Annotated in this window: 5 protein-coding genes and 3 pseudogenes; 3 read left to right on the forward strand and 5 right to left on the reverse strand. The window is 56.3% G+C overall.

From position 1 onward, the window contains the following. The first annotated feature begins 359 nt into the window (after positions 1-359). Positions 360-764 carry a PaaI family thioesterase gene (locus WBC85_RS06630; protein ID WP_424434213.1) on the forward strand — a complete coding sequence of 135 codons (405 nt, stop codon included), beginning with the start codon at positions 360-362 and terminating at the stop codon, positions 762-764. Here the strand turns inward: WBC85_RS06630 and WBC85_RS06635 are convergent. Continuing rightward, positions 752-1,162 carry a c-type cytochrome gene (locus WBC85_RS06635; protein ID WP_424434216.1) on the reverse strand — a complete coding sequence of 137 codons (411 nt, stop codon included), beginning with the start codon at positions 1,160-1,162 and terminating at the stop codon, positions 752-754. The genes WBC85_RS06630 and WBC85_RS06635 overlap by 13 nt on opposite strands. 93 nt (positions 1,163-1,255) lie before the next feature. Here WBC85_RS06635 and WBC85_RS06640 point away from each other — a divergent pair, with 93 nt between their 5' ends. Then, positions 1,256-1,696 (forward strand): DMT family transporter, encoded by a 441-nt coding sequence (locus WBC85_RS06640; protein WP_424434219.1) that lies wholly within the window; start codon positions 1,256-1,258, stop codon positions 1,694-1,696. Here the strand turns inward: WBC85_RS06640 and WBC85_RS06645 are convergent. From WBC85_RS06645 to WBC85_RS06655, 3 genes and pseudogenes are all read right to left on the reverse strand, one after another. Continuing rightward, positions 1,693-2,400, reverse strand: a pseudogene (locus WBC85_RS06645) (DUF3047 domain-containing protein). The gene WBC85_RS06640 and the pseudogene WBC85_RS06645 sit on opposite strands and share 4 nt — an antisense overlap. After that, positions 2,375-3,385 carry an Ldh family oxidoreductase gene (locus WBC85_RS06650; RefSeq protein ID WP_424434222.1) on the reverse strand — a complete coding sequence of 337 codons (1,011 nt, stop codon included), beginning with the start codon at positions 3,383-3,385 and terminating at the stop codon, positions 2,375-2,377. The pseudogene WBC85_RS06645 and the gene WBC85_RS06650 overlap by 26 nt, the downstream one beginning before the upstream one ends. A 69-nt stretch (positions 3,386-3,454) precedes the next feature. After that, positions 3,455-3,901, reverse strand: a pseudogene (locus tag WBC85_RS06655) (hypothetical protein); the annotation flags it as partial. Between the two features lie 165 nt (positions 3,902-4,066). Between WBC85_RS06655 and WBC85_RS06660 the strand changes: the two are divergent. Beyond that, entirely contained in the window at positions 4,067-6,286 is a 2,220-nt protein-coding gene (locus WBC85_RS06660) for an autotransporter domain-containing protein (RefSeq protein ID WP_424434225.1), read from the forward strand. A 114-nt stretch (positions 6,287-6,400) separates the two neighbouring features. Here the strand turns inward: WBC85_RS06660 and WBC85_RS06665 are convergent. Then, positions 6,401-6,551 (reverse strand): annotated as a pseudogene (locus WBC85_RS06665) (dimethylarginine dimethylaminohydrolase); the annotation flags it as partial.

The raw sequence follows: 6,551 nt of genomic DNA on the forward strand, positions 1-6,551 counted from the left end.
TACTGAGGTTGTGCTTGGTCCAAAATCCCCCAATCAAAAAGCCGAAGTTTCAGCAGCGCTACATTCGTTTGGCTTTACAGGTTTCAATGTGAAAAAATCCTCTGCAACAATAAGGTGACGCCCGCACCAGACCAGTGGGCAGGCGCTCCACAGTCAGAACTCCTCACTTTATCCCAGCATAATCCGAACACGCCTTCCACGGGAATTGCAACCGTCGCAAAAGCGCCAGCCCTAGCGGCTGGTCTGGCGCTGGCCGGGCAACTGCGTTGCTATTCCGGCCCAGATGCACCCAGCATTGCAAACCGCACGGACCTAAACGTAAGGTGCGTGATATCACGCACCACACCAGAGAAAATCAAATGACCCCACAAGACGCGCAAGCCTTCCTCGATGAAAACTTCGCGCCTTGGGTGCGGGCGTTGGACCTCACGTTCACGGACATAAGCGCGGGCAAGGCCACGGCGCGCATGCCCATCACCGATGATCTCACCCGCATGGGCGATATCCTCTCGGGTCAGGCGCTTGCCGCGATGGCGGATACGATCATGGTCTTCGCCTGTTTCGCGCACTACGGCAAAGTCAAGCCAGTGGCGACAACCAACCTCGACACCGTTTTCCTGCGCCCCGGTGTCGGGACCCATGTCAGATGCGAAGCAAGTGTCGTGCGCGCGGGCAAGGCGATGATTTTTACCCGCGCGGTGATGATCGCAGAGCCGTCGGAAAAAGAAATCGCAACCGCGACGGCAACCTTCTACGTGCCCTGAAGGCTTTCCAGATAATCCGCCAGTGCGACCAGGGCTTTAGGCGTCGGCGTCACCACACCGTCGCCCGTTTCCATTATCACATCGGACCCTGCGAGTTTCACACCAAATTCAGGCATCGCGCCGCTGAAATGTTCGCCGCGCGCATAGCCATCCATTGTCGAAATCACATAGTTGCGTGGAAACGTGCCGCCATTGTTTTCGCTTAGCGCAGTCAGATCCGCAGGCGGCATAATCAGGTCCTTGGCAAACGGGCCATCCCCCTGCCCTTTGGGCCCATGGCAGGCCGCGCAATTCTCGGAATAAAGCCGCTTGCCGCTGATCGGCGCTTCCTTCACGCAGGCCCCCGCCATCATGGCCATTGCCCCCGTCAGCGCTATCGTGATCCATGTCTTTTGCATGTCTGCCTCCCCTTTTGTTCGTGTTCAGCCTTGCACCAGTGCAAACGCCGTGCCTTGATCCATCTCAAATGCAGCTTTGAAAGGGACCATGTGATGCCCACATCCACCTATGCTTTTGTGATGCTTTGCGCCGGGATCGGCATTCCAATTCTGGCCGCTTTGAATGCCGCCCTTGGCTCCAAGATCGGCTCGCCTGTTGCGGCCTCGGTCATGTTGTTTGCGATTGCTTTTTGTAGCGCAGCCTTGGTGTTTATGCTTGGCGGATTCAAGCCAGAGGCGAGCATCGCAAGCGCGCCCAAACACCTGTTCCTCGCAGGAGTTCTGATCGCTTTCTATGTGCTTTCGATTACCTTCATCGCCCCGAAATTCGGGGTCGGAAATGCGGTGTTTTTCGTGTTGCTCGGCCAATTGATGAGCGCCGCCGCAATCGATCATTTCGCATTGTTCGGCGCCCAGCTAAACCCGCTTTCGTTAACGCGCGCAGGCGGAATCGCTTTGATGGCTTTCGGGGTCTACCTGACGCAACTGGCCTAGTTCAGCGCAAGGTTCGAAATGCTGCCACGGACCGCGCTTGCTGTATCGTCGCTATCGGCAGAAATTGCGATGCCCACAACGGCCCCTTTTGTTCCACCAAACGCACGTTTGTAATCGCTGGCCAGGTTGACGCTTTCGGAATGTCGCCCCGTGCCAGCATCGCGCAGCACAACGGTTTTACCACGATTGCCAAGGTAGGGGCTGGCCAACACTTTACCGCGCCCATGATTGCCGCCCTAGACATAGACCAGCACCCGCGCCGCGTCAGAGCCAAGGAGTTTGCGAATGCCCGCACCTTTCAGCTTTTGCGCTTCGGCTTCAGGCAAGAACACAACATAGAGTGCCAGATTGCGATCATCGCCGCCTTTCTTGCGCAGGTCCGTCGCAGGAACCGACTGATCGACGCTCCAGTTCCACGACGCGGTTGAAGTGTCCCAAAGACCTTCTGGCACTGCGCAATAAGCCATGGATACCGCGCCTTCTGATTGCACACCAAGCGCTGTGCCTTTGAAGTTATATTTATTCTTGGAAAACAGCGAGAATTTCTGCTCTTTCCATGAAGAATTAAACGACAATTGTTCTGCGTTGACGGCAGGAACGGCGATGAGCGAGGCGATGAAGGCCAATGGAAGAATGTGTTTCATTCTCCATACTTGGCGCAAGCGCCGTTCCGTTTCATCACACATCTGCGTGAGCAGGCCCATCCGTCAAAGAAAGCATCAGATCCCAAAGGGCTTCGGGCACCTCGACAGGATCTTGCAGGCGTTTGTTCTGCCCGGGCATACGTGTGCCTTCATCCTCGCTCGCGGCAGCGCTCAGGGCGGCAAGGCGGTCATAGAATGCAGCGCTGGCGCTTGGATCAATCAGCATAAAGAACTGCCCCAACCCGTGCGGCGCGCCGGTCGGCGCTTTGAGCGGCTTTACATCGCGGCTCGCCAAGCCGCCCGTCATTCCAGAGGCGAGCAATTCGACCATAAGGCCAAGACCCCAACCTTTGTAGCCTTGTTCAAGCCCGCCCAAGGAGGTGAGCGAGCCTTTGAGGGCCGCATCAGGGTCGGTCGTAGGTGTGCCATTGGCGTCCACGGCCCAGCCTTCCGGGATCGCTTCGCCCGCGGCTTTGGCCATTGTGATCCGCCCCAACGCAACGCTGGTTGTGGATTGATCGAATGCCATTGCAACGCCGCCTTTGCCATCCGGCACCGCAAACGACATCGGGTTGGTGCCTATGACCCGCGTTTTACCGCCCGGCGGGGCGACAATGGGGGAGGCATTGGTCATGCCAATCGCGATCATGCCTTTTAGGGCTGCTTTTTCGGTGAAATACCCCAAGGCTGTGCAGGTATGCGCGTGGTGGATAGCGACTGTGGCTGTGCCTGTTTCTTTCGCGGCATCAATGGCTTGCTCCAGTGCGGTTGCGAATGCAGGTTGGGCAAACCCGTTGCCTGCGTCGACTTCAACGCGAGAGGCCAAAGGACGCGTAACGACAGGTGTGACCGTGCCATCGACGCGGCCGGAATGCAGTTGCTGACAATAGCTTTCGACATAATACAGCCCGCAAATCCGGTTGTTGCGCGCTTCGGCCCATGCAACGGCGCGTGCCATTTCAGCCGCCACGCTAGCGCTGGCTCCGTGCGCAACCAGCGCGGTTCGTGTTATTTCTTCTATCTCGCTGACAAATACCGCTGGCATTTCGACCCTTTCGCACGTTTTCACCTAACGGTGCTCAATCCGCGGCGAAGGGTCAAGCATTCAACGGACTTAGGTTACGCGAATATCCAGAAAACTGATAAGGGTTTCATCAACAGCTTCGGTTAAGCCTTCAAGTTCGATCTGGCTGCCGTCGGAAAACTCTAGGATCACACCGTCCGTCGCGATCGTCTGCGTTACCAGTGTTGGCGGCGTATCGCTTTGATGCTGCACGACTATAACGTCTTCGCTCCCATCGAAATCTGTAATCAATGCGCGGCTTGTGAGCGTGTCCGAGCGCACGAAAGTATCGGCGCCAGCGCCCCCCGTTGCGATATCGGTATTGCCAAGGTTGATCTCATCATCCCCCTCGCCGCCGTTGAGCGTGTCCTCCGCCCCGTCGTCGGGACCATCGACCGTGCCGCCATAAAGAATATCAGCGCCAAGGCCGCCCTCGATCGAGTCAGCTTCGGCCCCGCCAGTGATCGTGTCATCGCCTTCACGACCATCCACAACATCCGCGCCAGCACGGCAAGGAGTCGCGGCTCGATCCGACCGACCCGGGTTGTTTCCGCGACCGCAGACACCGCGCGGGGCAAAAAACGCTTGATCGGGTGGCCTCGTTGGGTAATGTCGAGGTCAAACGCCAAGCCACCTGGGGAATTTCGGTTAAAGGACGGCTTCATGTCGAACGCAAATCTCATTTCTTTTCAAACTCCGTCGGGCCGCTTTGCGCGCAAAGGTCAAGTCTCTGCGCTTGCTTTGGTCGTCGGTCTCTTCGCGGTGACGGGCGCGAGCGCTCAAAGCTACTCGATCACGAACATTGGTGATTTGCCCAATGGGCAAGTGCGCGCCGCTGCGAACGGCATTTCTGATGATGGCTCCCTTGCAATCGGCACAAGTAGCGGCGCTGTCACGGTCAATCTGGGCGGTGGAATGGGGAACGTTTTGAGCGTGGGCTCGCTGCCGTTTAGGTGGACTAGCGCAGGCGGCATGGTCTCGCTCGGGGCTCTGCCGGGCGGAATTGTTGACAGCTATGCGAACGGCGTGTCGGCAGATGGCTCTATCGTTGTGGGCGGTAGTAGTAGTGCAGCAGGATTTTTCGCGACGCGGTGGAGCGTTGGAAAGCCCGTTGAAACCCTTGGTGATCTTGCAGGCGGTAAAGACTTTAGTCTCGCGCTTGATGTGTCTGACGATGGTAAAATCGTTGTGGGTCAGTCCTCGTCAGCGATTGGAAATGAAGCCTTTCGATGGGCCGAAGGCGACCCTGCGGGTATGACCGGATTGGGCTTTCTAGGCACCGGAACAAGCAGTGACGCAAATGGTGTTTCGGGCGATGGCACGGTCATTGTTGGCTCCAGTGAAACAGGCACGGGCAATGATAAAGAAGCCTATCGCTGGACAAGTGCGGGTGGAATGGTTTCGATTGGCGATCTTGCTGGTGGCCAGGTCCATTCGGTTGCCAATGATACCAACAAAGACGGATCGGTCATCGTTGGATATGGCAGGACGGCCGCTTTCAACCAAGAGGCGTTTCGTTGGACCCAAGCGGGGGGAATGGTCGCTTTGGGCCAACTTCCAAATGGCACCCGCTCTCTTGCCAATGCGGTGTCTGACGACGGTATGATTGTCGTTGGTCAAGGCTCTACCAATGCTGGCGAGGTTGCGTTTCGCTGGACGCAAGAGACAGGCATTAAGTCTTTGCAGGATTTGCTGGTCGCAAAGAATGTCGACATGACGGGTATTAAGCTCGGCACTGCGAATGAAATTTCTGCGGACGGAAAGTTTATTGTCGGCGAAGCGACAACAGCAGCAGGCATCGAAGCCTATATTGCAGTCTATCAGGATCCAGTTGCGGTTAACCCAGCAGCGCCGACAACATCTGCATCTACGCGAACGGGTGTCCTGTTTGTGAACGATTTTACGACCTCTGCTAATTCTGTCTCAAATACCTCGCGTATCGCAGGGACATCGGGCCAAGGCATCGACAACGGCCTTGAGTTTGCAGGCCTGAACTACGACCTTGGCGGCGGCTCCACGACCGTTTCAACGCAGGGTCCGGCGCTTGGCGGATTGAGCTATGCAGGCTTTGCGTTTGGCGAGGGCAGCAAAATGCTTGATACATCCGTCTCCTCGCGCGATGTCGCGTATGGCGGGATCGGCGTCATGGCCAATGCACGCAGCATCGGCCTGCGTTTCGGACTTGGCGCTTTGGCGGCGAACCAGACCACAACCACCAGCGCGCTTGGATCGTCCTCTACATTAAACGCTTTGGGTGCTGGCATTTGGGTGACCTACGCCCCCGCGCCGACAGGTATCGAATTGATGTTTGCCGCAAGCCGTTTGAACTTGGATGCCAAGATTGATCGAAACTATCTCAATGGAGCGGCGACAGAAACCTCAAGCGGGACAACATCTGGAACCTATACTGGCCTTCAGGGCCGTATCGGTTACGGGTTTAAAATCAGCGAAAACCTTATCCTGACGCCCTTTGCAGGTGTCTCCAGTCATTCGTCCAGCCTTGCGGGTTATACAGAAACGGGCGGTACGTTTTTCGGAACGGTCACAGGGCAGAACTCTAAGGTTAACAAGGTACGCCTTGGCCTCGATGCACTGTTTCGGGTGCGCTCCGATCTTGAATTCACGGGCGGGCTTTCGTTTGAACGCGTGAGCGAGACAGGGACATTGTCCACGATTGGTGTTACTTCGCTCGCCGGGGCGACGTTTGGCGGCGGATTGGCTGCTCGTGATTACAACGCGGCTAATGTTTCGTTGGGTGTGAACTATCAGATCAGCAATGGTATTACGCTTCACTCTGAAATCGACATGAGCCGATCTTTGACTGTGGGCGCGAGCGATACCAATCGGGCGGGTATCAAGTTCGGTGCGACAATCAGTTTTTAAAGTTTGGATACTTAGCTAGGTCAATAAGTTCAAAAGAGTGCTGTGTTCGCGCAGCACTCTTTTTTATCGCGGCGAGTTGCTATGCATCAATGGCAGTTAGTCTTTATACTTCCATCAAAACCTAAGGGATGAACACGACATGCCGCCATCAAGCTTGGCGCATTCTGAATTGTTGATCTCAACCACGTTATATCCGGCCTTGCTCAGTTTCTCCGCTGTGCGCGGGAAGCCTGCGGGGCAGATTACGTAATTGTTGAAACGAATG

The organism is Planktotalea sp., assembly GCF_049680325.1.
Lineage (GTDB): Bacteria > Pseudomonadota > Alphaproteobacteria > Rhodobacterales > Rhodobacteraceae > Planktotalea.